The following is a 25,496-nucleotide window of genomic DNA, read 5'->3' as shown; positions in this document are numbered from 1 at the left end:
CCCTGTAACAGGTTGTTGATCATTCTCTGCAATACAAAACCGCTACGAAGAGTGTAAGGTATCGCCTTACACTCGTCCCCCATGATCAAGTCCTTTCAGCACAAAGGCCTACGCGCCTTCTATGAAACCGGATCGACTCGTGGAATACGGGCTGAGCATGCACGACGGCTGGCCCGCCAGCTGTCGTTCATGGATCACGCCAGCGAACCGGCAGACCTCAACCTGCCGGGCTGGCGGCTGCACCCGCTCAAGGGCGACCTGCACGGCTATTGGTCCCTGATGGTGTCCGGCAACTGGCGAGTGATCTTTCGTTTCGTAGGTTCGGATATCGAGCTGGTGGATTATCTGGACTACCACTGAACAGGAGGCAGGATCATGCCCATCCACAACCCGCCCCACCCCGGTGACACCCTGCGCCTGGATGTCTTGCCCGAACTGGGCATCAGCGTGACGGAGCTGGCCCGGCATATCGGCTATGCCCGCCCGCACCTGTCCAAGGTGTTGAACGGTCATGCACCGATCCGCGCGGAACTGGCGGTCCGGCTGGAACGCGCCGGAATCGGCAAGGCCAAGGTCTGGCTGGCGGTGCAGGCCGATTACGACATCTGGCACACCGAGCAGGAACTGCAACCAGTGATCGAGCCTATCGCGGCCCATGTCGGCTGATCCCTAAACCAGCAACTCTCCAGCCACCTGGGCACGCTTGCCGCGGCCGCACAGGGCCTCCACCAGGGTCAGGGCAAACGCCAATGCGGCCCCTGAGCTTTGAGCCGTGATGCAATTGCCATCCACCACTACTGGCTGGTCGACAAAGTTGCAGCCCAACAGTTGATGGCTGGCGCTGGGCAGGCAGGTCATGCGCCTTTGGCGCAGCACCCCGAAGGCCTGCAGGGCCAGGGCTGGAGCTTCGGCAATGCCGGCAAACAAGCGCCCAGCCGCGGCCTGATCCTTGACCAACTGCATCAGAGGTTGATGACCCGCCAGATGCTGAGCCCCCACCGCGCCGCCGGGCAGCACGATCAGGTCGAAGCTCTGGGCCAGTACATCCACCAGCATGGCGTCGGCGGTCAGCCGGGTGCCGCGTGCGCAAGTCAGCATGCGCCGGCCTTCGACGCTGGCGGCCAGCACTTCGACTTCAGCGCGGCGCAATACGTCGATCAGGGTCACGCTCTGCAGGTCATCGATGCCTTCGGCAAGGGTGACCAAGGCTCTGAAGGTCATGGGGATGACTCCACAAGGAAGGTCTTTAGAGCTTAGTCAGCTTTACCGAACGCCGTTCGAAGCTACTTGATGTAGATCTGCGCGCTCAGGGTATTGCCCGGTGCGTTGAGTGAGGTGTTGCTGAAACTGAAGGTGCCTTCCTGTTTGCCCGCCAGATCGAACACATAGATGTAGCCGACGGTGATTCCCGAGTTGCCGCAGGGCACATAGGCGGAGCCGTCCTCGCACACCGGTGAGCGAGTGCCGTCGACCTCGAAACCGTCCAGGTTCACATGGGGCTCGCGGCCGTAGCCGATCTCCAGCACGTAGACCTTGATGTTCGGGCCGTTGTGGTCGCACTGGGTGCGTTCACGCCCATCGGAGACATCTTCCAGCCCGCAGGACGGCGACAGCACCTTGAGAATTTCCACCTGACTCAACGGCGGCGCCGAACGCGCCAGGGCCGGAGCCGCCAGCCAGCAGGCCGCTGCCCCCAGCAACGTCAATGCTGTCATTTTCACTGTGCTGCGCATAAATCCCCCCTTAAAAGCAGGGCGCAGTATGCGCTACTTGCCAGCGGGGCAAAACATCGCCGACGATCGCAGCCATTGGCCCACGCTGCTGGTATGATGCGCGGCTTTTTCCGACCCAGAGCAAATCCGCAGGCACCTTATAAAGTCTGTGCTTTGCTGTTGGAGTCGATACATTCACGGCGCCCGGCGGCGCCACGGGGAGCAGACATGCTGGAAAGGCTGTTTCAACTCAAGGCACACAACACCAACGTGCGCACCGAGATTCTTGCGGGCGTTACCACCTTCCTGGCCATGGCCTACATTCTTTTCGTCAACCCGAGCATTCTCGGCGAGACGGGCATGGACAAGGGCGCAGTGTTCGTCGCCACCTGTCTGGCTGCCGCCATCGGCTCCACGGTCATGGGCCTGATCGCCAACTACCCGATCGCCCTGGCACCGGGCATGGGCCTGAACGCCTTCTTCACCTACACCGTGGTCCTGCACATGGGCCACACCTGGCAAGTGGCGCTGGGTGCGGTGTTCATTTCGGCGGTGCTGTTCTTCCTGCTGTCGATCTTCAAGATCCGCGAATGGATCATCAACAGCATCCCCCTGCCGCTGCGCTCGGCGATTGCTGCCGGTATCGGCCTGTTCCTGGCGCTGATCGCCCTGCACAACGCCGGCATCGTGGTCAGCAACCAGGCCACCATGGTCGGCCTGGGTGATCTGAAAAAACCGGCGCCGATCCTCGCCACCCTGGGCTTTGCCCTGATCGTCGCCCTGGAAGCGCTGAAAGTGCGCGGTGCGGTGCTGATCGGCATCCTCGCGGTGACCATTGCTTCGATCATCATGGGCTTCACCCCGTTCGCCGGCGTGACCTCGATGCCACCGTCCCTGGCCCCGACTTTCCTGCAACTGGACATCAAGGGCGCCCTGGACATTGGTCTGGTGAGCGTGATCTTCGCCTTCCTGTTCGTTGATCTGTTCGACAACTCCGGCACCCTGATCGGCGTCGCCAAGCGCGCCGGCCTGATGGGCAAGGACGGCCACATGCCGAAAATGGGCCGCGCGCTGATCGCTGACAGCACCGCCGCCATGGCCGGCTCCCTGCTGGGCACCTCGACCACCACCAGCTACATCGAATCTGCTGCGGGCGTGAGCGCCGGTGGCCGCACGGGCCTGACCGCCATCGTGGTGGCGATCCTGTTCCTGCTGGCACTGTTCTTCTCGCCGCTGGCGGCCAGCGTGCCACCGTTCGCCACCGCGCCTGCACTGCTGTTCGTGGCCGTGCTGATGACCTCGGGCCTGGCGGAAATCGACTGGGACGACATCACCGTCGCCGCTCCAGTGGTGGTCACTGCCCTGGCCATGCCGTTCACCTATTCGATCGCCAACGGCATCGCCTTCGGCTTCATTGCCTGGACCGCGATCAAGCTGCTGTCGGGCCGCGCTCGTGAGCTGAACGCACCGCTGGTGATCCTGTCGATATTGTTCGTGATCAAGCTGGGTTGGTTCGCCGCATGACTTTTGACGCCGCAAGCTACAGCACCCAATTGAACGACAAGGTCACGCGCCTGCGTGACCTGCTGGCGCCTTTCGCTGCCCCCGAGCCCCAGGTCTTCGACTCCCCCCTGCAGAACTTCCGTCTGCGGGCGGAGTTCCGCCTGTGGCGCGAAGCCGGTGAACGCCATTACGCGATGTTCTCCCAGGACGACAAGCGCACGCCGATCCTCATTGAAGAGTTCCCCATCGCCAGCCAGCGCATCAACCAGTTGATGCCCCAGCTCAAGGCCGCCTGGCAAGCCAGCGCGCCCCTGAGCCACAAGCTGTTCCAGGTGGAGTTCCTCACCACCCTGGCGGGCGACGCGATGATCACCCTGTGCTACCACCGTCCCCTGGACGAGCACTGGCACAAGGCGGCGAGCCAATTGGCCGCCGACCTCAAGGTCAGCGTGATCGGTCGCTCCAAGGGCAAGCGCGAAGTCATCGGCCAGGACTATGTGGTGGAAAAGCTCGAAGTCGGCGGGCGTACCTTCAGCTACCGCCAACCCGAAGGCGCCTTCACCCAGCCCAACGGCACGGTGAACCAGAAGATGCTCAACTGGGCCTATGAAGCCCTGGGCGAACGCCAGGACGACCTGCTGGAACTGTACTGCGGCAACGGCAACTTCACCCTGCCCTTGGCCACCCGAGTGCGCAAGGTGCTGGCCACCGAGATCAGCAAGACCTCGGTCAACGCCGCCTTGAGCAACCTCAGCGAAAACGCTGTGGATAACGTCACCCTGGTGCGTCTGTCCGCTGAGGAACTGACTGAAGCCCTGAACGACGTGCGCCCGTTCCGCCGCCTGCAGGGCGTGGATCTGAAGAGCTACGAGTTCGGCAGCGTGTTCGTCGACCCGCCCCGGGCCGGCATGGACCCGGACACCTGCGAACTGACCCGGCGCTTCGACAACATCCTGTACATCTCCTGCAACCCGGAAACCCTGGCGGCCAACATCGCCCAGTTGCACGACACCCACCGCATCACCCGTTGTGCTCTATTCGACCAGTTCCCCTGGACCCACCATATGGAATCCGGGGTCCTGCTGACCCGCCGCTGATACACCCCGCTCCCGCCAACAGCCGTCCTCGTGACGGCTGTTGGCATTCTGCATCCCCCTGTAGGAGCCGGCTCGCCGGCGAAGAGACCCTTGAGACTGGCACCAATCCGGCCAACGCCTTCGCTGGCAAGCCAGCTCCTACGAGACCAAGCCTGACGCCAAGCCCCCTCCGTAGGAGCCGGCTTGCCGGCGAAGGGGCCCTTGAGACTGGCACCAATCCGGCCAACGCCTTCGCTGGCAAGCCAGCTCCTACGAGGGTGGATTTTGGTGTGGACAGCGGGGTTTCAGCCGACGGGACGGAAGTAGTCGGCCAGTTGCTGAAGGTCCTGTTCATTGAGCAGGCCGGCGTAATACTTGAGCTGAATCCGCGCCAGCAGGTAGGCATGCCGGGCATCCGCCAGGTCGCGACGGGCGGTGAATAGCTGTTGTTCGGCATCCAGGACGTCGAGGTTGACCCGCTCGCCGCCATGCACACTTTTCTGGGTCGCGGTCACCAGGGCCTCGGCCGAGCTGACGGCCATTTCATAGGCGCGAACCTTGGCCGCTGCACTGGTGTTGAGGTTGAACTGCTTGCGCAGCTCGTTGAGGGTAGTGGCGGTCTTGGCGTCCAGTTCGAACTGCGCCTGGGACAGCTGACTGGCCGCCTGGCGGGTCGAGGCCGATACCGAACCACCGGCAAACAGCGGCAGGCTGACCTGGATACCCACGGTGTTGGTGTCGTACTTCTGGTTGTAGGAGCTCTCCGAATCAGAGCTGGTCTGGCGGCTGCTGGCGTACAAACTCACCTTGGGCAGGTGCCCGGCGCGCTTGCGCTCCACTTCATACTCCGCCACCCGCAGCGCTTGCTGCTGGGACGCCAGCTCCGGGTTGTTGGCCATGGCCAGGTCGCGCCAGCTGTCGAAGCGGTTGGGCAGCAGCGGCTGGATCTCGAACTGCCGGGTCAGCGGGTCCAGCTCGTCGATCTGCAAGGGCTCACCAACGATGGCTTGCAGTTCGCGCAGGGCCGCATCCTGCTGGTCCTGGGCCTCGATCTCCTGCGCCAGGGCCAGGCTCAGCCGCGCCTGGGTCTCCAGCACATCGGTACGGGTGCCCTCGCCGCCTTTGAGCAGGCGTTCGTTGAGCTGCAAGCGTTCGGCGTAGGCACGCTTCTGCGCCCGGCTCAGCTCGATGCGCTCCTGGGCCAGCAGCGCCTGGCTGTAGGCACCGAGCAAGCGCACCGCCAGTTCCTGGCTCTTGCCGCGAAAGCGTTCATCGGCGAACAGCGCCTGGGCTGAACCCTGGCGGTAGCGCGCATAGGCTTCGTAGTCGAGCAACGGCTGTTGCAGGGTCAGGGTCGAGGCGTAGCTGCGGTAGTCCCGGTCATTGGTGACATCACCGCGGACCGTCTCTTGGGTCACTTCGGACTGGTTGCGCGAATTGTTGTAGTTCCAGGACAGATTCGGCAGCAGCCCGGCACGACCAATCACACGGTTCTCTTCCCCGGCATCGCGCTCCTTGATCGCGGCCTGGAAAGTCGGGTCGTTACGCAAGGCCAGATCGTAGGCATCGAGCAAACCCAGGGCCTGAACCGAAGGGCTGCACAACAGGCACAACACAGGCAGGTACCACCAGACTCGACTCATTCTTCCACCAACGCCATGTGAGTCCGGTCCAGCAGGGGCTTGAACAGGTAATTGAGCATCGAACGCTCGCCGGTACGGACGAAGGCTTCCACCGGCATCCCCGGACGTATCTGCAAGCCCTGCAACTGCTGCATGCCCTGGGCGCTGACCGTGGCCCGCAGGGTGTAGTAAGGCTCCTCGGTGCGCTCATCCACTTGCCGGTCGGCGGACACCAGGGTCACCTCCCCCGGCACCCTCGGCGTGGTGCTCTGGTTAAAGGCCGAGAACATCAACTCCACCGCCAGCCCCGGGTGCACCTTGTCCACCAGTTGCACCGGCACCCGCGCCTCCACCAGCAGGGGTTCGTCCTGGGGCACGATGTCCATCAGCGGCTGGCCCGGCTTGATCACCCCGCCCTCGGTGTACACCTCCAGGCCCACCACCACCCCCGCAGCCGGGGCGCGCACCTGGCTGTTGGCCAGTTCGAATTCGGCGGAGGCCAGGCGATTGCGCAGGTCTTCAGTGCGAATCCGGGTATCGGCCAACTGGCTGCGCAGGTCCTTCTGAAAGTCCTCCGTGGACTGGCGGATGCGCAGTCGCAGTTCGAGGATCTGCCGCTGCAACTGGCCGATGCGGCCGAAGTCCTCGGCGATCGAGCCGTCGATCTGCGCGTACAAGCGCTCACTGTCCAGCAGGCGATTGCGTGGGATGTAGCCGTCCCGGGCCAGCTCCCGCAGCCCCTGCAACTGTTCGTTCAAGGCTTTGCGCTGCGCCAGCTTGCTGGCCTGGGAATCCCGGGTGCCGCGCAACTGCGCTTCGGACCCGGCAATGGTTTCGGCAATCCCCTGTTGCTCCATGCTCAGGGCCTGACGTCGGCTGCTGAATAACTGCCGTTGCAGGGCCAGGCTGGCAGCCACTTCCGGCTCTCCCGCCAGGGCCTGGAGCTGTGGATCGAAGACGATATCGCTGGCACCATCGCGCTCGGCATTGAGCCGTGCTTCGCTGGCCAGGGAACCCAGGTACTGGCTGCGCAAGGACTGCATCTGGGTGCGCAGGGGGGTCTCGTTGAGCCGTAACAGCACCTGCCCGGCACTGACCCGGTCGCCCTCCTTGACCTCGATCCGCTCGACGATACCGCCGCTCTGGTGCTGCACCGTCTTGCGATGGCCCGAGACCATGACCTTGCCCGACACCGCCACGCCCTTGTCCAGCGGCGCCAGGGCGGCCCAGCCGATGAACCCGGCAAAGCCTCCCAGCACCAGGAGCCAGCCGAGCCGTGAATACTTCCGGTCGTCCAGGGACAGTACATTGCTGGCGGCTGGCCCAGCGACCGACGTAACCGAGCCTGTGGATACACTCGCCTTCATGCTTTTTTCCCTTCGCCGCCGGCCACGCCCAGGCGGTAATTCATATTCAGGCTGGTTACCGGATTGCTTACCGGGACCGCGGGTGGCGGCGCAGCCTTGGCCTTCTGGTTCGCCTCCAGCACCCGCGCCGTAGGGCCGAAAGCTTGCAGTTGGCCCTCGCGCAGGATCATCAGTTGGTCGGTCAGGGTCAGCACGTTGGGCTTGTGGGTGATCAGCACCAGGGTCCGCTGCCGTTGCTTGAGTTGGCTGATAGCCTGCAACAGCGCCTGTTCGCCGGCTTCATCGAGGTTGGAATTGGGTTCGTCGAGTACGATCAGCGCCGGCAGGCCGTACAACGCGCGCGCCAGGCCAATGCGCTGGCGCTGCCCACCGGACAGGCCGGCACCGCCCTCACCCAGGCGCGTGTCATACCCCTGGGGCAGTTGCAGGATCAGCTCATGCACCCCGGCCATCTGCGCGGCCTGCAGAACCTGATCCGTGTCTAGCGAGCCGAAACGCGCGATGTTCTCGGCAATGCTGCCGGCGAACAGCTGGATGTCCTGGGGCAGGTAACCGATATGCGGACCCAATTGCTGCTTGTCCCACTGGGCCAGGTCCGCGCCATCCAGGCGCACCTTTCCGGCCAGGGGCGTCCAAGCCCCCACCAGCAACCGGGCCAAGGTCGACTTGCCGCAACCAGAAGGGCCGATCACCCCCAGGACCTGGCCGGCCTCCAGGGTGAAACCGAGGTTGCTCAGGGCCGGGCGCCGGCTGCCGGGGGCACAGGCACTCAACTGCTCGACACTCAACTTGCCCTTGGGCGTCGGCAGGCTCATGCGCGCCGGCCGTGGCGGGTTGGCCTGCAACAGCTGCGACAGGCGCTCGTAGGCCAGACGCGCCGAGCTCCATTGCTTCCAGACCGCGATCAGTTGGTCGATGGGGCTGAGCACCCGGCCCATCAGGATCGAGCCTGCGATCATCATCCCCGGAGTGATCTGCCCCTGCACCGCCAGCCACGCGCCCAGGCCCAGCACCAGGGACTGCAAGGCCATGCGCACGCCCTTGGACCAGGCGCTGATGGTGGCGGTCTTTTCACTGGCCAGGTTCTGCTGGGCAAGAAAGCCCTGGTGGCCGACGAACCAGCGCTCGCGCAGGGCGCCGAGCATACCCATGGCTTCGATGGCGTCGGCGTTGCGCAGGTTGGCTGTGGCCTGCTGGCTGGTGATGATCGACAACTGGCTGGCCTGGGCCAGCGGCGCCTGGCAGATATGCTGGTTGATCCAGGCCAGCGCCACCAGCAACACCGCACCGGCCAGGGCCAGCAGGCCGAGCCAGGGGTGAAAGAGGAAGATCACCAGCAGGTAGACCGGGAACCAGGGCGCATCGAAGAACGCGAACAAGGCATTGCCGGTGGCGAACTGGCGCAGCGCGGTCAGGTCATTCAAGGCCTGGCCGGCGGCCTGGGGGCTTCCCTTGAGCTGGGCCTCGAAGGCGGCGTCATACACCCGCTGGTTCAGGCGCATGTCCATCTGGGTGCCGAGGTGGATCACCACCTGGCTGCGGACCCACTCCAACGCCCCCATCAGACCGAACAGGCCGAGGATCATCAGCGTCAGCATCAACAGGGTCATCTGGTTGCCCGAGGCCAGCACTCGGTCGTAGACCTGCAGCATGTACAGGGCCGGGGCCAGCATCAGCAGATTGATCACCGCCGAGAACAGGCCAATGTTGAAAAAGCCGCCCTTGTAGGCCGTCAGGGCCGCCAGCGTCTCGGAAGCGGCAAGTGGATTCGGCCTGCTCATCAAGGTGTCCTGTGGAGAGTTTAGGGATACAGGGTCTTCCGCTCAGGCAGAGCGGAACGACAAGAGGCGCGCCCCGTGCGTTGACAGGCACCACGGCGCTCCCCAGAATTTGCCACCGCCGCCGCCCTGGCCTTCGAAAACTCGGGCGACGGAGGTGAGTCAAGCCAGCGAATGGAGGAGCGATCCTGCATTCGCTTTTTTATGCCTCAAGCCGGCACTCAGGCGGCCAGTGCCCAGTCCTGGGCCACATCCTGCACACCCACCAGGCCGACATCGGCTGCAGCGGCGGCCGCTGGGGTGACGTGGGCAACACCGGCGGCGGCCAGGTCGTCGAAAGTGGAGTTCACCGACAGGCTTGGGTCGATCGCCTTGAGCAGGGCATCGATCTCGCCGGCCAGTGCCGAGCTGTCGCCGCTCATCAGGCCGTAGACCACCTTGTGCACTTCACCTGCACGGCCTTCATCTTTCAGGCTGTTGAGGCCCAGGTTGGTGAAGCTGACTTCCTGAGTGACCAGGTTGTAGTTGGTGCCCGAACCACCGGCGAGGGTGTCGCCCAGGGAAACGCTGTCCAGCGAGCCCCACAGGGTATGGCTCGGGTTGCTGAACAGGGTGTAGTGCAGGTTGCCGTCGGCCACGAAGGCCGCGTCGCTGGCGGTGCTCTTGATGGCGTACTGGGTGCCGTCGAACGGACCCGGGTTGAAACCACCGGTATTGGTGCCATCAACCACTTGGCCTGGGCGGTGGTTGACATCGCCGAAGTAGGCCGACCAGTCAGTCAGGTATTGCGCAACAGTGTTACCGCCGTAGGTAGCGCTGTAAGAGATCGAAATGCTCATGCAAAACTCCAATACATTAGGTGGGTCATGTCCACAGCACGCCAGTGCCTGCTGCGGTTTTGCCCTTCAGTGGGCAAAAGCGGTCAGAACTGATATTCCACGGTGCCCTGCAAGGTGCGGCCACGGCCGAGGGTGAAGGCCAGGACATCCCCGAGGGGCACCAGATAGGCGCGGTCGGTGACGTTTTCCATGGCCAGGCGCAGGGTCAGTTCTTCAGTGGCGCGGTAGCTGCCATACAGGTCATAGACGGTGTAGGGCTTCCAGTCGGCGGGGTAGACGCCCGTTTGGCTCACGGTCCCGGTCGCCGAGCCGGCGATCGAGTAGCCGGCGCTGTAGCGGGCCCTGGCACCGATATCCAGTTTGCGTTCGAAAAAGCGCGCGCCCAGGGTCAGGGTGCCGCGGTCCATGGGCATGTGTTCGGCCGAGCCGAGGATCGCGGCATTACAGCGGCTGGCATTGTTGGCCGCATCATCGGGACGCATGCCGGTGACGATCGCGCCACGCCCCGTGCCGTTCTTCACCGGCTGGGTCACTCCTCCCAACCAGGCGGTCTTCATGCAGAAATCGTTGTCGCCGATCATGTGGGTGTAATTCAACTGGCCGTAGGCGCGACCGGCGTCATAGTCGAGCTGGTACTCGACGCCCTTGAAACGGGTGCTGCTGAGGTCGTTGACGTAGGCGCTGTTACCGATGCCGGGCGAGCCGTAGCCAGGAGGCTGTACCCCCATGGCCATATAGATGAAGTCATCGACCCGGGTATCGAAATAGGCCACCTTGACCCCCAGGCGGTCATCGTTGAACCAGAGGTTTTCCTTGAAGATGTTGAACCCCGCTTCCCAGGTGGTGGAGCGCTCCGGCTTGAGAAACGGATTGGGGAACGTGCTCTCCGAGCCTCCGCCATGGGGGCGACCGGTGATCATGGTTTCGGTCACCGCCGGTGGCCGCCAGCCCTTCCCATAGCTGGCGAACAGCTGCAACCACTCGACGCCGGGCTTGACCGACAGGCCGAAGGTCGGCGAGAAGCGCCCTTCCTGGTTATCGATGTCATAGGCCACCGGCACCGAGACCTGCTGGGGCGTCTTGCCGATCACGAAGGTGCGGGTGTTGATTCCGGTTTCGCCCCGCAGGCGGTAGCGGTCGTAACGCAAGCCGGCATTGAGATTCAGCCAACCGTCGTAGTCGAAATCCAGCCGCGTGAACAAGCTGCCCAGGGCTCGATCGCCCTCGGGGGTCATGCTCGCCGCAGGCGAGGCGCTGACCGCCGAGCCCTTGGGGACCGGCTGGCTGGAGTCGGGACGAACCTTGTCGTAGAAGAACTCCAGGCCGTAATTGGCCTTCAGCGCGGACAGCTCGCCCAGGGCAAAGGTCGAAGTGTTCTGCGCTTGGGCGCCATAGGTATCGGTCTGGTAGGTGATCGAGTAGCCAGGGCTGCTGCGGCGCGTCAGAGTGCTCTGGTCATTGCTGTTGTCGACGTAGTAGAGCTTGGCCTTGAAGTCGATCAGCGGGTTGTCCGGGGTGTAGCTGTAGTCGAGGCCGAAGTTCTGCGAATGCACATCGCTGCTGCCGAGCTTTTCCCAGAGCTGCTCCTTGTTCTCGACGTTCATCATGTTGGCGTCGTCGTAGGACACCTCAGTGGTCAGGTAGCTCAGTTGCAGACGCTGGTCCTGGGGCAGGTTGAGCCCCAGCTTGACCAGGCGCGAGCGCATCACCGAAGCGGAATAGGCCACCTTGGAATTCTTCACCCGATCATTGATCGACGGGTCCATCCAGCTGCCGGTGCGCAATTCGCCGATGCCGCCCTTGGTCCCCGGTTTGTAGTCCCCCAGATGCCGTTCACTGGCGGCCAGCAGCATGTCCCAGACTTCTGTGCCGATGGCGAAGGCGGAGCTGCCGATGAAGTGAGTGCCGTTGCTGCGGCCGCCCAAGCCGGTGGTCAGGCGAATTCGGCCGCCAATCTCCTGGCCAGGCTTGAGCAGGTCGCGGGCCTCGATGGTGCGAAAGTTGGCGATCCCGCCAATCACTCCGGCCCCGCCCATGGTCGAGGTGGCGCCCTTCTCCACCACCACTTCGGAGAGCAGCTCGGGATCGACATAGAGCGTTCCGTTGCGCTGCTGGTGGCCGCTCTGCTGATAGTTCTGGCGCATGCCGTCCACCGACATGTTGACCCGACCATAGTCCTGGATGCCGCGGATGTTCACCGACACGCCCGGGTCCTGCTGGCTGACCGCCGAATACACGCCGGAAGTTTCCTCCAGCATCTCGGCTGCGTGCCGTGGTGGATTGCGATCAAGCTGCTCGCGACCGACCACGCTCACCGAGCGCGGCGCGTTGTATACCCAATCGCTCTGGCGGCCTTCGAGGCCGCCGGAAATCGTGGTGGGGGCCAAGGCCAGGGCGCCATCACGAACGGTTTCCACCCGGCTCAAGGTCACCTGGCGCTCGCCGGTAAAGCGGTATTCCACTGGCGCATTGCCCAGCAGCCGGGCCAGTCCTTCCTCGGCGCTGTAGCGGCCCTTGAGCGGTGAGCTGTGCAAGCCATGCAGACGCAGGCTGTCGAACAGTACCTGCACTCCGGCCTGCTCGGCAAAAGCCAGCACTGCACTGCCGAGGGCCTGGGCAGGGATATCGAAATCCAGTTCGCGTTGCTGCTGAGCACTCTGCGGGGCTGTGCCCACAGGCTCTGCCGCGTGCAGCAAACCGGCTCCCGCCAACAGCCCTGCTACGCCCAAGTGAATGGCCAGGGCCAAACGACTTGCGGCGTGAATTCCAGTGCGACTGCCTACCCTCATGTTCCGTATTCCTGCGCTGGCTACTTTTGTGCATGCGAATGCATCTCAATTAGCTAGACGTGCCAGGCAGGAAAACTCAGTAAGGTTTTTTCAATTATTTTTCACCGAAGGGGAAAAAAGGCCCACAGGCCTCAATAAATCAGGCTGACGCCGGCCAGGTCGAAACGGCGCACCTGCAACTCCTGAGTCAGGGTGACCAGGGCCGCGTCGAGCATGTCCAGGCGGAATACGCCGCTGACCTGACGCTGGGCCAGGGCACTGTCAGTCAGCACCACCCGCCCGGGTCGATAGCGATTAAGGCGCTCCACCACCACGCCCAGGGGCTGGCGGTCGAACACCAGGACTCCGCGCCGCCAACTGGTGGCCCGCTGCAGGTCAAGCCCATCGAGTGCCACCACCCCCGACTGCGGGTCATAGCGTGCACTCTGCCCCTCCTGCACAACCCGCTCGGAAGTGCCACGCTGCGCTGGGGCATCCAGGCTCACCGCGACACTGTGCTGCAACACACCGACCCAGGCTTGTTGATCGCTCTCGCGCCCGACCACAAAACGAGTGCCCAGGGCTCGGGTCTGGCCGCCGGCACTCTGCACGATAAAAGGTCGCTTCTCCTCACCGACCATGGGCGCCACATCAAACACCGCGGAGCCGGCCAGCAATTGGATCTGACGCTTGTCGCCGCTGTAATCCAGGCGAATGGCGCTGCCCGAGTCCAGTTCCACTTTGCTGCCATCGGCCAGTTGCACGGTGCGCACCTCGCCCTTGCCGGTCAGGTAGTCGGCCTGCAGGTACAGCAGTGCCTGCGGCCCTTGCAGCCAGCCCAGAAAAACCGCCAGAACCAGCATGGCCGCACTGGCTGCCCGCACCAGTCCGCGTCGACGCCGCGGGCGCTGCAGTGCAGGCACGGGTCGCCCCGTCCGGCGCCGTGGCGGGGCCGTGGCCGCCAGCTCGGGGTCCAGGCGCAGCTCTCCCAGGGCATCCCAGGTCTGCCGGGCAAACGCCAGGGCTTGGGGGTGGCGTGGGTCGGCGGCCTGCCACTGGGCAAGTGCTGCCTGCTCGGCGGGGTTCAGCGTTCCCGCCTGCAAACGCACCGCCCAGTCGGCGGCGGCCTCGGTGATACTGCGCTCTTGCGGACCCTGGCTATTCACGTGTGAATCTCGATTTCTCGTTATATATAAGCAGTGACGTCTGACCCCGACTTTTACCGTAACTCACTCGTCGACCGGCCGACCGTCGGTAGCCTGCAGACGTTGCATCACGTACGCCAGCGCCCGGGACAGGTGCTTTTGCACCGAGCTGTCGGAGATATTCAGGTGCCGGGCCACCTCGGCGTGGGTCATGCCTTCGATACGGTTCAGGCGAAAGATTTCCTGGGTGCGCGCAGGCAGTTCCATGATCGCCTGTTTCAGTGCCTTGCGCTGTTGTTGCGCCATCGCCTGAGCCTCCAACCCGGCCGACTCATCCTCGATGTCGGCCAGCACTTCATGGGGCACGGTCTCGGTCTTGCGCCGCGCCTCCTGACGTACATGGTCGATCAGCAGGTTGTTCGCCGTGCGGTAGAGATAGCCCTGGGAGTTGTCGATTCGCTCACCGCGCGTTTGCTCGGCCAGCCGCAGAAAACTCTCCTGCACCAGATCTGCGGCCAACTGCGGGTCCCGTACCTTGCGCGCCAGGTACCCACGCAAGGTCGCGGCATGCTTGAGAAACAGTCCCTTGAGATCCACGTCCGACAAACCGACTCCCTGGAACATGAAGGAAATTGCCGGGCATCTTACGGTCAGTCGAGAATGATTTTCAATTGATATCAGTATTCATTAGCGAACGGTTACGGCAGTTGCGAGCCGCTCTCCAGGACCTAGGCTGGCACCTCGACCTTGCGCGGCCGGCCGCCCTTCTTGCCGTTCAGGCGTGCCGCCCGAGCCTTGGCCGCGCTGCTTTGCCGACCGTTACGGGACGTGACCAACTGGGTCGCCAGTTTCATCAGCGGCTTGCTGGCGGACAGCAGTCCGATAATCGACAGTTGCAGATCCACGGCTTCATGGCACACCGCCGTGGCGGAAAAGCCCAACTGCAGTTGCTGCAATTGGGTATCGCTCAGCGCCGCCAGCTCCGGATAGTTTTCCACAGGCAAATGAATCGAGCTGCCATCGGCAAAGCCCAGGCACAGGCAGCCGGTCCCATAGCTCAAGGTGCTGACTTGCAAACCCGCTTCATGACGAGCCTCACCGCGTTCGATTGCTTGATCCAGCAACGCCTGGGTCAAGGGCACATCGACGGGCACCGCTGCCTTGACGACTTTCATAGTTCGATCTCCACTCCTTGCGCCGCGCCCAGCAGGGTCAGGCGAGTCAGGTTTCGTTGTTCCTCGTAGTGCGCCGACTCAATCAGGTAAACCGTGCAGCCGGTGCTTGAACGTTCAACCACAGCATTCGCTTGCCAATCCCACAACTGATGCTCAAGGCACAAGGTATGCAACTTGCTCCACCAGATACGCCGGGCCAGATGCACCCGTTGCTTCAAGGCCTGGCGCAGTCCCTCAAGAACTGCCAGGGCTGGACGGCGACCATGGGGGACAACATCCCAGAGCTCGACGCCGTTGTGCCAGAAGCTGAATCGAAAACGGGCACTCCAACGACCACCATCCACATGCACATGAGGTGGGCAATGTTCGTCACGCAACATGACGACGACCGCATAGCCCTTGTAAACGAACACTTTCACACTAACCCATCCGTTAGGTTATTGAGTCCAAAGACTCGTGTTTCCATAATTAATCCGACCACCGGCCTGAAAGGGCAGCAGTGAGTTGACCTACTTGAGGTTAGTCACGGTGAAGGCCAGGAAGGCGTCCGGGCGGCCGCAAAGTCGTCAGCATTTATTGCCGGGCAAAGCCTCGCCATGGCCATCGCCAATAACAGCGTTCGATTATCGAACACTTAATTACCCTTCCCGGCCTCCCCTCTCAGCCATCAATTGACCAAATTAACCAGTTAGTACAATTTAACTCACCAGTGCCTCGTACCCTCTCCCGAGGCTGACAATAACAACGGAGATCTACCCCCATGCGTCCTATCGTTCTGGTGCTTAACGGCCCGAACCTGAACCTGCTCGGCACCCGTGAACCCGCCACTTATGGCCACGAAACCCTGGCTGATGTCTCTGCCTTGTGCGGCCGTGCCGCCGAGGAATTCGGCCTGGCCGTGGAGTTTCGCCAGACCAACCACGAAGGCGAATTGCTGGATTGGATTCACGCCGCCCGCGGCCGTTGCTCCGGCATCGTGATCAACCCCGCCGCCTGGACCCACACGTCGGTGGCGATCCGCGATGCGCTGGTGGCCAGTGAACTGCCGGTGATCGAAGTGCATCTGTCCAACGTCCATGCCCGCGAACCGTTCCGCCATCACTCCTTTGTCTCGGGTATTGCCCTGGCGGTGATGTGCGGCTTTGGCAGCCACGGCTATCGCCTGGCCCTTCAACACTTCAGCCTGCGGTTCAAGGAGCAAGGCGCATGACCATCCACACTGGCGTTCTGGCCGGGCTGATTGGCGCCGGCATCCAGGCTTCGCGCACCCCGGCCCTGCATGAACACGAAGGCGACGCGCAGAACCTGCGCTACCTCTATCGACTGATCGACCTGGATCAACTGGGACTCGACAGCAGCGCCCTGCCCGATCTGCTCAAGGCCGCCGAGCGGATGAACTTCACCGGCCTGAACATCACCTTTCCCTGCAAGCAGAGCATTCTGCCGCTGCTGGACGAACTGTCCCCCGAGGCTCGCGGCATTGGCGCGGTCAACACGGTAGTACTCAAGGACGGCAAGCGGGTCGGCCACAACACCGACTGCCTGGGGTTTGCCGAAGGATTCCGGCGCGGCCTGCAAGGTGTGGCCAGGCGGCACGTGGTGCAGATGGGGGCAGGCGGCGCCGGAGCGGCAGTGGCCCACGCCCTGCTCAGCGAAGGCGTGGAACAACTGAGTATTTTCGATGTGGAGCAGCAGCGGGCGCAAAGCCTGGCGGACAACCTCAACCAGCATTTCGGCGCTGCTCGGGCCAAGGCCGGGGGCGACCTGCCCAGCACCCTGGCGAGCGCCGACGGCCTGGTCAACACCACGCCCATGGGCATGGCGAAGTTGCCGGGCATGCCGGTGCCAGTGGAACTGCTGCGAGCGGATCTGTGGGTGGCCGAAATCGTCTACTTCCCGCTGGAAACCGAGCTGCTGCGCAATGCCCGTGCCCTGGGTTGCCGGACCCTGGATGGCGGCACCATGGCCGTGTTCCAGGCGGTCAAGGCGTTCGAGCTGTTCAGCGGACGCAGCGCCGACCCGCAACGCATGCTGGCGCATTTCCAGAACATGAATGGCTGACGCGCCAGTGCCTGTAGCCGCTCGCCCTGGCAGCGGCTACAGGCACTGCGTTTATTCGGACTTGAGCTGCAAGCGTGAGAGCAAGCCAATCAGCAGCACGTTGAAGAGGATCATCAGCAGGCTGCCAAGGATGCCCACCAGATTGATCACCGAGCTCGGCAACCAGTCGAATACGCTGAACCCGGTCAGGGACAGCAGGCGCTCACCGAACCAGAACGTGTCGACGACGATCATCAGAATCAGAATGATTTTAAGCGTTGGGACGGGGTTACCCATGGTGCTTTCCTTGTCGTGTGGGGTGGATCAGGAACGGGGTTGGTGGCGATCTTACGGGCGCTTTCGCTGGCAAGCCAGCTCCTACGACAGTGGGGGTCAGGCCTGCAGGTAGCGCAGCACCGACTCGCAGATCATTTCCCGGTGCCGCTGCTTGATGCTTTCGTCCGGCAGATCGATCTGGAAGATCTCGCCAAAGGTGTGGCGGTTCGACACCCGATAGAAGCAGAACGAGCTGATCAGCAAATGCACATCCAGCGGGTCCAGACCGCTACGGAACACACCTTCACGTGCACCACGCTCAAGGATCTCGCCCAGGGCATGGAGGATGGTGTTGTTCATCGCCTTGATCACGCCGGACTGCTTCACGTACTCGGCCTTGTGGATATTCTCGATGCTGACGATGCGCACGAAATCGACATTGCGGTCGTGGTGATCGAAGGTGAACTCCACCAACCGGCGAATCGCTTCCCGCGGCGCCAGCTCGGCAAGATGCAGGCGGCTCTCGGTGCTGCGGATATCGCCGTAGAGTTTTTCCAGGACTTCGACGTACAGCTGCTCCTTGCTGCCGAAGTAGTAATAGATCATGCGCTTGGAGGTATGGATGCGCTCGGCGATCGCATCCACCCGCGCACCGGAAAGTCCCTGCTGGACGAACTCGACAATGGCTTCTTGAAGGATGTTCTCGCGGGTCTTTTCCGGGTTGTTCTTGCGACTCTTGCGCGGTTCGAGAGTTGGCTCATCGGGCGCAATCGAGCGTTCACTGGTCATTGTCATTCTGGGCTCACGGCCATCACTGCACACGCGGGCGATTATGGGCCGCGTCCTGTCGCGAAAGAAAGTACAGAGGCGGTGGATTGCCGCCTCCGGTTACCAATCCGCTACAACTTGGCCTGACGCACCGCGCCACTGCGCGACTTGGCCATGGCCGCCAGGCGCACCGCGACGTTGGCCGCACCATAGCCGGCGTAGCCGTTCTTGCGCTGAATGATCTCGAAGAAGAACCGCCCTTCGAACGGTTCGGTGTAGACGTGAAACAGCTCGCCGCCCTGGACGTCGCGGTCATACAAAACGTTGTAGTACGCCAGCTCGCTGAGGAACTCATCATCGAAATCAAAACGCGCCGCCAGGTCGTCGTAGTAGTTGAGGGGGATATCCAGCAGCGGCACCCCGGCCTCTTTGGCGCGACTGACCTCGGCGAAGATGTCGTCGCAGTCGAAGGCGATGTGATGCACCCCCGAGCCACGATAGCTGGACAGTGCATGGGAGATCGCAGTGTTGCGGTTCTCCGAGATGTTCAGCGGCAAGCGGATCGAACTGCAACGACTGCGCAAGGCGCGGCTTTTCACCAGGCCATAGGGATCGGGCAGCACCACCTCATCATCGGCCTCGAAGTCCAGCAGGCTCTTGTAGAACAGCGCCCAACTGTCGAGGCTGTCCGCCGGCAGGGCCATGGCCATGTGGTCGATCCGCTTGAGGCCACCCTTGGCCTGCACATCGTCACGCATGTTGAAGTCGGTGTCGTACAGGTGCTGGCCGCCCTGCTGCTGGTCCACCAGATAGATCAGGCTACCGTCGGGTTCACGCACCGCCGCCAGTTCCAGCTCGTTGGGGCCTACAAGCCCGCGATAAGGCTGGCCCTTGTAGGCCACCGCCCGCTCCAGGGCCTTGGCGCTGTCCTTGACCCGGATGGCCGTGGCGCACACCGACGGGCCGTGGGCCTCGAAGAAGCTGTGGGCAAAGGAATAAGGCTCGGAGTTGAGGATCAGGTTGATATCCCCCTGGCGCATCAGGCTGACACTTTTGGAACGGTGCTGGCCGGCCTTGGCAAACCCCAGGCGCTCCAGCCAGCTACCCAGCTTGGCTCCCAGGGCTTCGTCCACGGCGAACTCGAGGAATTCGGTGCCGCCATAGGCTTCCACCGCCGGCGGAGCAAACAGGATGTCGAGGTTGGCCACCGGCTGCGCCTCCTGCAGCAGGCGCTCGCGGGTCATCTCCTCCAGGTACAGCAAGGAGCGCAGGCCGTCAGCGGCATTGGCCCGCGGCGGAGCGGCGCGAAAGCCGTCGTTGAAGATTTCCAGGGACAGCGGCCCGGTGTAGCCGCTCTTGATGATCGGTGCCAAAAAGCCCGGCAGGTCGAATTCGCCCTGGCCCGGGAAGCAGCGGAAATGCCGGCTCCACTCCAGCACATCCATGGCCAGGATCGGCGCGTCGGCCATCTGCACGAAGAAGATCTTGTCCCCCGGAATCTCGGCAATCGCCGCCGGGTCGCCCTTGAGCGACAGGGTATGGAAGCTGTCCAGCAACACCCCGAGGCTTGGGTGATCGGCGCTACGCACGATGTCCCAGACCTGTTGATAAGTGTTCACGTGGCGGCCCCAGGCCAGGGCTTCATAGCCGATGCGCAAACCGCGTACTGCAGCCCGTTCGGCCAACAGGTGCAAATCGTCGATGAGGATCTGCCGGTCTCCCAGGCTGTACGCCTGGGCATTGCTGCACACCAGCACCAGGTCGGTACCCAGTTCCTGCATCAGGTCGAACTTGCGCTCGGCACGTTCCAGGTTGCGCGACAGGCGTTCGCGGCGGCAGCCCTCGAAGTCCCGGAATGGCTGAAACAGGGTGATGGCAATCCCCAGGTCGGCGCACATCTGTCTAATTTCCCGGGGGCTGCCGTCGTAGTAGAGGAGGTCGTTCTCGAAAATCTCCACCCCATCGAATCCGGCGGCGGCAATGGCTTCGAGTTTTTCCGGCAGGGTACCGCTCAAGGAAACGGTGGCAATGGAACGCTGCATGATTCAACTCCCGGGGAATGACGGCCGGTTGCGCCCGAGCCTTTTATTCGATGTTGCGGATTATTCCACAGCGTGATTTAAAGTGTACGAACCAGTTAGTTTTGTGTTCGATTATCGAACACAAAGCCGCTTGGCGAATTGACGATTTTTCAGCCACTGCGCACCATCGACAGCACATTGAGCCGCCCCAAAAAACCGTGGCTTCAATCACCCAGACCCAGAACACACCATAAAAATTTCAAAAATCGGGTACATCCTCATGCTTGCACTCAACGCCCCGCACTGCTGCACATCCCTTTGGCTCGCGCCTGGAACGGCCTCAATCGGCACCCTGGATCACGACCCGCTACAACCCTGAGCGGATCGTCGTACCTGTAGTGTTCGCCGGCCCGGCATCAACGGCACGACGAACCTAACCAGCCGATCAATCACCCAGTCCCAGGCGCTCATGCCTTCGCTGACGATTGATCACGCGCCCTTGAGTTCCAACGAGCCCTGGCTCGTCAGTCACTGAACGGATGGCCTACATGATTCCTTCCCAAAGCTCTCGCATCGCCCCGAGCCTCAGCGTTGCCGGCGGCATCGGCGACAAGATCCGCGGCGCCATGGCCGTCGGCAAGACCCGCTGGGGCATGCTTGCCCTGGTGTTCTTCGCCACCACCTTGAACTACATCGATCGCGCCGCACTGGGCGTGATGCAGCCGATCCTGGCCAAGGAAATGAACTGGACGGCGATGGACTACGCCAACATCAACTTCTGGTTCCAGGTCGGTTATGCCGTGGGCTTCGTGCTGCAAGGGCGACTGATCGACCGAGTCGGCGTGAAACGGGTGTTCTTCTTCGCCGTGCTGCTGTGGAGCCTGGCTACCGGCGCCCATGGCCTGGCCACTTCGGCGGCAGGCTTCATGGTTTGCCGCTTCATTCTCGGGCTCACTGAAGCCGCCAACTACCCGGCCTGCGTGAAGACCACGCGCCTGTGGTTCCCGGCCGGCGAACGCGCGGTGGCCACCGGCATCTTCAACGCCGGGACCAACGTCGGCGCGATGTTCACCCCCATGCTGCTGCCCTTGATCCTTCACGCCTGGGGCTGGCAAGCGGCGTTCCTGTGCATGGCGGCACTGGGCGGTGTGTGGCTGCTGTTCTGGGGCCTGAAGTACTTCAACCCGGAAGATCACCCCAGCGTCAAAGCCTCGGAGCTGGCCTACATCCAGCAACAGGTGGAGCCCGAGCCGACCCGCGTGCCCTTCAGCCGCATCCTGCGCATGCGCGGCACCTGGGCCTTCGCCCTGGCCTACTCGCTGACCGCGCCGGTGTTCTGGTTCTACCTGTACTGGCTGCCACCGTTCCTCAACCAGCAGTACAACCTGGGGATCAACGTCACCCAGATGGGCATCCCGCTGATCATCATCTACCTGACCGCCGACTTCGGCAGCGTCGGTGGCGGCATCCTCTCCTCGTTCCTGATCGGACGTGGCATGAACCCGATCAAGGCGCGGCTGCTGTCGATGTTCCTGTTCGCCTGCTGCATCATCGGCGTGATCATGGCCGCCGGCACCGCCAACCTGTGGCTGGCCGTGTTCGCCATCTCCCTGGGGATCGGTGCCCACCAGGCCTGGACCGCCAACATCTGGAGCCTGGTGATGGACTACACGCCCAAGCACATGATGAGCACCGTGTTCGGCTTTGGCGGGATGTGCGCGGCCATCGGCGGCATGTTCATGACCCAGATCGTCGGCCACATACTCACCGTCACCAACAACAACTACACCCTGTTGTTCACCCTGATCCCGGCCATGTACTTCATCGCCCTGACCTGGATGTACTTCATGGCCCCCCGCAAGATTCCGCACGTAGAAGACTGATGCTCCTTTCACGCAGGCCCGCTCCGGGCCTGCGTTTTTTTATCTGTTCCCCCTCCCCTCTTTGGTTTTTCCACACTCGGAGATCGTCCCATGACGCTGGGTAACCTGAGCATCGCCAGACGCGCCGTGATCAGCTTCGGCGTGATTGCCCTGCTGGTTCTGCTGCAGGGGCTGTTCGCCCTCAAGCAAGTGGCCGAGGTCCGCGCCACCGGCCAGCACACCGAAAACATTTCCCTGCCCAGCACCCGCTACCTGGGGGAAGTGCGCGACTATGTGTTGAGCATCCGCGTGCTGAGCCTGCGCATGGCCCTCAACCGTGAACCGAAAGTGCTGGAAAGCACCATCGCCCGCCTGCACCAAGTGCAAGCCTGGCTCGACCAGGCCCTGGCCAAGTTCGCGCCGCTGGTGGGCGATCACAACCGAGTGCAATACGAGACATTCCTCGCCACGGTAAAGAGCTACCAACAGGCCCTGGCCCAGTATGAAGCCCTGTCCCAGGACAACCGCAGCGCCGAGATGACCGCCCTGCTCAACGGCAAGATCCAGGATTACTCGACCCAGACCGGCGATCAGTTCGCCGAACTGATGAACCTGACTGCCGAGGAAGTCAGCCAGTCGGCGCAGCATGCCGACGCGCTGTACACCCAGGTCAAAGTCACGGTAATCGGCGCCCTGCTGGCCGTCGCCCTGCTGACCCTGTGCCTGGCCTGGCTGTTGATTCGCAGCATCGTCGTGCCCATCCGCCAAGCCGTGGGCGTGGCCGAGCAAGTGGCCGCCGGCGATCTCAGCCGGCCGATCCACAGCGAGGGCAGCGATGAAACCGCGCGCCTGCTCAAGGCCCTGGCCAGCATGCAAGCCAGCCTGCGTGAAACCCTGCAACTGATCAGCAGCACCTCGACCCAACTGGCCGCTGCCGCGCAACAGATGAGCCAGAGCACTCATCAGGACTCCAGCCGCCTGCAGCAGCAACACAACGAAATCGAGCAAGCAGCCACAGCCGTCAACGAGATGACCGTGGCCGTCGAGGAAGTGGCGCGCAACGCGGTGTCTACCTCCGACACCACCCGCCAGTCCACCGCCCAGGCCACCCAGGGGCAGACCCGGGTGATCGAGACCCTGGATTCGATCCAGGCCATGAGCAGCGATGTCGGCACCGCTCTGCAGCAAGTGCAGACCCTGGCCGAGCAGTCACGGGAAATCGGCAAGGTGCTGGACGTGATCCGCGCCATTGCCGAACAGACCAACCTGCTGGCCCTGAACGCCGCCATCGAGGCCGCGCGGGCTGGGGAAGCCGGCCGTGGTTTTGCCGTGGTGGCCGATGAAGTGCGGGCCCTGGCCCATAGCACCCAGCAGTCGACCCAGGAAATCGAACAGATGATCGGCCGGGTCCAGGGCGACACCGACAGCGTGGTGCAGTCCATGCACGGCAACAGTCAGCGGGTGGCCCAGACCCTGTCCATCGCCGAACAGGCCGGGCTGGCCCTGGGGCAAATCACCCGGGCCATGGAGCAGATCCACGAGCGCAACCTGGTGATCGCCAGTGCCTCGGAAGAACAGGCCCAGGTAGCCCGGGAAGTGGACCGCAACCTGCTGAACATCCGCGACCTGTCCCTGGAAAGCGCCGACGCCGCCACCCGCACCAACGCCACCAGCCAGGAGCTGTCGCACTTGGCGGCAGGCCTGCAGAACCTGGTGGTGCGCTTCCGTTTCTGAGTCGTCTCAGCGGCGGCGCTGCTGCCAGGCCGCCGCCAGTCCGCTGAAGCAGATCACGGCGATGCCCAACTGGGTGATCAGCGGCGGCGTATGGCCGAACAGCAGCCAGCCCAGCAGCCCGGCAAAGACGATCTGGCAGTAACCAAAGGGCGCCAACAGAGCCGGCGCCGCATGGCGAAAGGCCTGGGTCAGGAACAGGTGGGCACTCATGCCGCAAGCCCCCAGCGCCAGCATCAACAGGCCATGGACCAAGCCCGGAGTCTGCCAGAAGAACGGCACCAGCGCGCTCATTACCAGGGTGTTGCACAGCCCGGCGAAGAAGTTGCTAGTGGTGGGGCTGTCATGTTCGGCGAGCTTGCGGGTCAACAGTTGATAGAAACAGAAGAACAGCGCCGAGCAGAACGGCAGCAACACCGCCGGCGTGAAAAGCTCGCCCCCCGGATGCACGATGATCAGCACCCCGATGAAACCGCAGATCACCGCCAGCCATTGGCCGCGCGTCACCTGCTCGCCCAGCAAGGGCACCGACAACGCGGTGACCAGCACCGGCGCCAGGAAGTTGACCGCCGTGGCCTCGGCCAGGGGGATGAACAGCAGCGCCGAGGTGAACAGCAGGCTGGTGCTCAACAGGCACAAGGCCCGGGCCAACTGCAGTAGCGGGCGCTTGCTGCGCAGCACGCGCAAGCCCGATTGCGGCAGGAAGATCCCGGCCATCAGCAAGGTATGGATCAGGTAACGGGCCCAGACCACCATGATCACCGGGAAGAACCCCGAGAGGTATTTGGACAGGGCATCGTGGCTGGCGAACAGAAAGGTCGCCAAGACGATCAGCAGGATGCCCTTGAAGGGGTGATTGGTCCCGGAAAGGGGCGTGCTGAGAGTCATGGGCATTCCTTGGGGGTGATTGAAGACACAGCTTCGCCGGCAAGCCGGCTCCCAGCGGATATTTGTAGGAGCCGGCTTGCCGGCGAAAAGGCCAGCGCCGCTTCAGATCCGAGCCAGCAACTCCCGGGTTCTATCCAGTGCCATCTGCGCTCGCTGCAAGGCACTCACACCTTGCTCCAGCAACTGCACCGTGGGAATTTCCAGACTCAGGGGCAGGTTCTCCGGCAGGCACCTGAGCAGCCCCACCAGATCACAATCGCCCTCCCCCGGAAAGCGCCGCTCGTTACGGGCCTGGCGCAGGATCTCTTGCATATCGGCAGGACAGGGCCCGGCGACATCGCACAACTGTGCATAACGCAGGCGCGCCGGATCAACCTTGGCCAGGTCCTCCAGGCGCGATCCCGAGCGATCGAAGTGGAAGGCATCCACCAGCACACAGCCATTGTCACAGCCGGCGTTTTCCACCACCCGCACCGCCTGTTCCAGGTTGCGCGCATCGGTCCAGGGCATGAACTCCAGATGGGGATGCAGTCCGTACTGCTGCGCCAGATCGCACAAGGCAGCAAAGTTGTCGGTCATGCGCGCCTCATCGGGATCATTGCCCGCCACCAGCAATTCGCTGGCGGCAAACTCGGCGCCCACCGCCAGCACCGCCTCGAAGTCGCTGATCCGGGTCTGCGGCTTGAGCCGCAGGATCTCCACATCCAGCACCCGAACGCCGGTATCGTGCAGGCGATCCCGGGTTTGCCGGCGCAAGCCGGCATCGGCCACCAGCGGGAAATGATGTTCCTCCGGGGTCGCCGGCACCAGCCGCAAGCCCACATGGCTGTAGCCGGCACGGGCCGCCACTTCCACCATCTCGGGCGGAGACAGCTCCAGCACGGTCAGGCTGGCCAGGGAAAAAATCCGCTCACTCATCAGTCGT

The 25,496-nt window shown here is 63.2% G+C and carries 24 protein-coding genes; 8 read left to right on the top strand and 16 right to left on the bottom strand.

Annotated features, from left to right (window positions below; translation table 11 throughout):
- Positions 1 to 81 precede the first annotated feature (81 nt).
- The gene (locus tag FW796_RS27925) at positions 82 to 360 is read left to right on the top strand and encodes a type II toxin-antitoxin system RelE/ParE family toxin (RefSeq protein ID WP_404937712.1); all 279 of its coding nucleotides are present in this window, start codon (positions 82 to 84) and stop codon (positions 358 to 360) included.
- Positions 361 to 375: 15 nt separating this feature from the next.
- A complete protein-coding gene (locus FW796_RS27920) occupies positions 376 to 666 on the top strand; it encodes a HigA family addiction module antitoxin (RefSeq protein ID WP_016966170.1) in 291 nt (96 codons plus the stop codon).
- A 3-nt stretch (positions 667 to 669) separates the two neighbouring features.
- Here FW796_RS27920 and FW796_RS27915 read toward each other — a convergent pair whose 3' ends face one another.
- On the bottom strand, positions 670 to 1,221 hold the full coding sequence (locus FW796_RS27915; protein ID WP_346635964.1) for a DJ-1 family glyoxalase III: 552 nt from the start codon (positions 1,219 to 1,221) through the stop codon (positions 670 to 672).
- 62 nt (positions 1,222 to 1,283) lie between these two features.
- Entirely contained in the window at positions 1,284 to 1,733 is a 450-nt protein-coding gene (locus FW796_RS27910) for a DUF4879 domain-containing protein (protein WP_346635963.1), read from the bottom strand.
- A gap of 207 nt (positions 1,734 to 1,940) precedes the next feature.
- On the opposite strand from FW796_RS27910, the gene FW796_RS27905 reads away from it, so the two are divergent.
- Positions 1,941 to 3,236, top strand: coding sequence for an NCS2 family permease (locus FW796_RS27905; protein WP_346635962.1), 1,296 nt, complete (start codon positions 1,941 to 1,943; stop codon positions 3,234 to 3,236).
- Entirely contained in the window at positions 3,233 to 4,312 is a 1,080-nt protein-coding gene (trmA, locus tag FW796_RS27900) for a tRNA (uridine(54)-C5)-methyltransferase TrmA (protein WP_346635961.1), read from the top strand. Before FW796_RS27905 ends, trmA begins: the two co-directional genes overlap by 4 nt.
- A gap of 284 nt (positions 4,313 to 4,596) precedes the next feature.
- On the opposite strand, the gene FW796_RS27895 is transcribed toward trmA, so the two are convergent.
- The 9 genes from FW796_RS27895 to FW796_RS27855 form a co-directional block, all read right to left on the bottom strand.
- Positions 4,597 to 5,934, bottom strand: coding sequence for a TolC family outer membrane protein (locus tag FW796_RS27895; RefSeq protein WP_346635960.1), 1,338 nt, complete (start codon positions 5,932 to 5,934; stop codon positions 4,597 to 4,599).
- Positions 5,931 to 7,280 carry an HlyD family type I secretion periplasmic adaptor subunit gene (locus tag FW796_RS27890; RefSeq protein WP_446440422.1) on the bottom strand — a complete coding sequence of 450 codons (1,350 nt, stop codon included), beginning with the start codon at positions 7,278 to 7,280 and terminating at the stop codon, positions 5,931 to 5,933. The genes FW796_RS27895 and FW796_RS27890 overlap by 4 nt, the downstream gene beginning before the upstream one ends.
- A complete protein-coding gene (locus tag FW796_RS27885; RefSeq protein WP_446440421.1) occupies positions 7,277 to 9,061 on the bottom strand; it encodes a type I secretion system permease/ATPase in 1,785 nt (594 codons plus the stop codon). Before FW796_RS27885 ends, FW796_RS27890 begins: the two co-directional genes overlap by 4 nt.
- 218 nt (positions 9,062 to 9,279) lie before the next feature.
- The gene (locus FW796_RS27880; protein WP_346635957.1) at positions 9,280 to 9,897 is read right to left on the bottom strand and encodes a heme acquisition protein HasA; all 618 of its coding nucleotides are present in this window, start codon (positions 9,895 to 9,897) and stop codon (positions 9,280 to 9,282) included.
- A gap of 83 nt (positions 9,898 to 9,980) precedes the next feature.
- Entirely contained in the window at positions 9,981 to 12,686 is a 2,706-nt protein-coding gene (locus tag FW796_RS27875; RefSeq protein WP_446440420.1) for a TonB-dependent hemoglobin/transferrin/lactoferrin family receptor, read from the bottom strand.
- 131 nt (positions 12,687 to 12,817) lie between these two features.
- Positions 12,818 to 13,831 (bottom strand): FecR family protein, encoded by a 1,014-nt coding sequence (locus FW796_RS27870; protein ID WP_446440419.1) that lies wholly within the window; start codon positions 13,829 to 13,831, stop codon positions 12,818 to 12,820.
- A gap of 63 nt (positions 13,832 to 13,894) precedes the next feature.
- Positions 13,895 to 14,416 (bottom strand): RNA polymerase sigma factor, encoded by a 522-nt coding sequence (locus FW796_RS27865; protein WP_346635954.1) that lies wholly within the window; start codon positions 14,414 to 14,416, stop codon positions 13,895 to 13,897.
- Positions 14,417 to 14,538: 122 nt separating this feature from the next.
- Positions 14,539 to 14,985 carry a DUF2442 domain-containing protein gene (locus FW796_RS27860; RefSeq protein WP_346635953.1) on the bottom strand — a complete coding sequence of 149 codons (447 nt, stop codon included), beginning with the start codon at positions 14,983 to 14,985 and terminating at the stop codon, positions 14,539 to 14,541.
- Positions 14,982 to 15,404, bottom strand: coding sequence for a DUF4160 domain-containing protein (locus FW796_RS27855; protein WP_404937720.1), 423 nt, complete (start codon positions 15,402 to 15,404; stop codon positions 14,982 to 14,984). Before FW796_RS27855 ends, FW796_RS27860 begins: the two co-directional genes overlap by 4 nt.
- A 341-nt stretch (positions 15,405 to 15,745) precedes the next feature.
- On the opposite strand from FW796_RS27855, the gene aroQ reads away from it, so the two are divergent.
- Positions 15,746 to 16,195, top strand: a complete 450-nt coding sequence (gene aroQ, locus FW796_RS27850; protein ID WP_446440418.1) for a type II 3-dehydroquinate dehydratase — start codon at positions 15,746 to 15,748, stop codon at positions 16,193 to 16,195.
- Positions 16,192 to 17,046 carry a shikimate dehydrogenase gene (locus tag FW796_RS27845; RefSeq protein WP_404937721.1) on the top strand — a complete coding sequence of 285 codons (855 nt, stop codon included), beginning with the start codon at positions 16,192 to 16,194 and terminating at the stop codon, positions 17,044 to 17,046. The genes aroQ and FW796_RS27845 overlap by 4 nt, the downstream gene beginning before the upstream one ends.
- A gap of 51 nt (positions 17,047 to 17,097) precedes the next feature.
- Here the strand turns inward: FW796_RS27845 and FW796_RS27840 are convergent, their stop codons facing one another.
- The 3 genes from FW796_RS27840 to quiC form a co-directional block, all read right to left on the bottom strand.
- Complete coding sequence (locus FW796_RS27840; protein ID WP_123724434.1) at positions 17,098 to 17,322, bottom strand: hypothetical protein; 225 nt, start codon at positions 17,320 to 17,322, stop codon at positions 17,098 to 17,100.
- Positions 17,323 to 17,418: 96 nt separating this feature from the next.
- Positions 17,419 to 18,096 carry a TetR/AcrR family transcriptional regulator gene (locus tag FW796_RS27835; RefSeq protein ID WP_346635949.1) on the bottom strand — a complete coding sequence of 226 codons (678 nt, stop codon included), beginning with the start codon at positions 18,094 to 18,096 and terminating at the stop codon, positions 17,419 to 17,421.
- Between the two features lie 104 nt (positions 18,097 to 18,200).
- Entirely contained in the window at positions 18,201 to 20,111 is a 1,911-nt protein-coding gene (quiC, locus tag FW796_RS27830; protein ID WP_446440417.1) for a 3-dehydroshikimate dehydratase QuiC, read from the bottom strand.
- A gap of 527 nt (positions 20,112 to 20,638) precedes the next feature.
- On the opposite strand from quiC, the gene FW796_RS27825 reads away from it, so the two are divergent.
- Positions 20,639 to 21,973 (top strand): MFS transporter, encoded by a 1,335-nt coding sequence (locus tag FW796_RS27825; protein WP_102882294.1) that lies wholly within the window; start codon positions 20,639 to 20,641, stop codon positions 21,971 to 21,973.
- A gap of 90 nt (positions 21,974 to 22,063) precedes the next feature.
- Positions 22,064 to 23,686: a methyl-accepting chemotaxis protein gene (locus FW796_RS27820; protein ID WP_446440416.1), complete on the top strand. Its 1,623-nt coding sequence runs from the start codon at positions 22,064 to 22,066 to the stop codon at positions 23,684 to 23,686.
- A gap of 6 nt (positions 23,687 to 23,692) precedes the next feature.
- Here FW796_RS27820 and FW796_RS27815 read toward each other — a convergent pair whose 3' ends face one another.
- Complete coding sequence (locus FW796_RS27815) at positions 23,693 to 24,571, bottom strand: DMT family transporter (protein ID WP_346635946.1); 879 nt, start codon at positions 24,569 to 24,571, stop codon at positions 23,693 to 23,695.
- Between the two features lie 102 nt (positions 24,572 to 24,673).
- Positions 24,674 to 25,489: a sugar phosphate isomerase/epimerase family protein gene (locus FW796_RS27810; protein WP_446440415.1), complete on the bottom strand. Its 816-nt coding sequence runs from the start codon at positions 25,487 to 25,489 to the stop codon at positions 24,674 to 24,676.
- Positions 25,490 to 25,496: the final 7 nt, after the last annotated feature.

The organism is Pseudomonas sp. 910_21, from assembly GCF_052850735.1.
The sequence above is the reverse complement of the archived record's forward strand: the minus strand, read 5'-3'. Positions and strand labels throughout refer to the sequence as shown.